Raw genomic sequence first — 458 nt, 5'->3', positions numbered from 1 at the left:
ATTAAATATAGTTCCACCCCTGCATTTTATAATCACTGATGCGTCAGGACATACAGTTGCAGTGGAACCCCATAACGGACTACTTATCGTTAAAGACAACCACGTTAAGGTATTAACCAACGCACCTAAACTTGAGTGGCATATTCAAAATTTAAGAAATTATGCTTTCCTTCAACCTGAGAAATCAACAAATCAGCTTGTTGGCAAAGTATTAGTGCGTTCCATGGGATGTGAAGCTGGCACTAATGGTCTACCAGGTGGCTATACATCTACAGAACGATTCGTGCGTGCCACTTATTTAAGACATCATTTATCATCTTCTCATAATGAAGATATCAACCTTATGAATTGTTTTAAAATCCTAGACTCTGTCAGTATACCGCAAGGAGCTGTGCTAGATGCTGGAGAAACACATTACACACAATATCAATTAGTTATGGATAGTAAAGATAAAGCTT

At 37.8% G+C, this 458-nt stretch carries 1 protein-coding gene; it reads left to right on the top strand.

Annotation, left to right across the window (positions count from 1 at the left end):
• Positions 1–458 (top strand): linear amide C-N hydrolase (locus tag HZY83_RS07710; protein ID WP_179943468.1); only part of this gene is annotated, 458 nt, incomplete at both ends.

The organism is Gemella sp. GH3 (assembly GCF_013415425.1).
Lineage (GTDB): Bacteria > Bacillota > Bacilli > Staphylococcales > Gemellaceae > Gemelliphila.
This window is presented reverse-complemented; position numbering and strand designations above follow the sequence as displayed.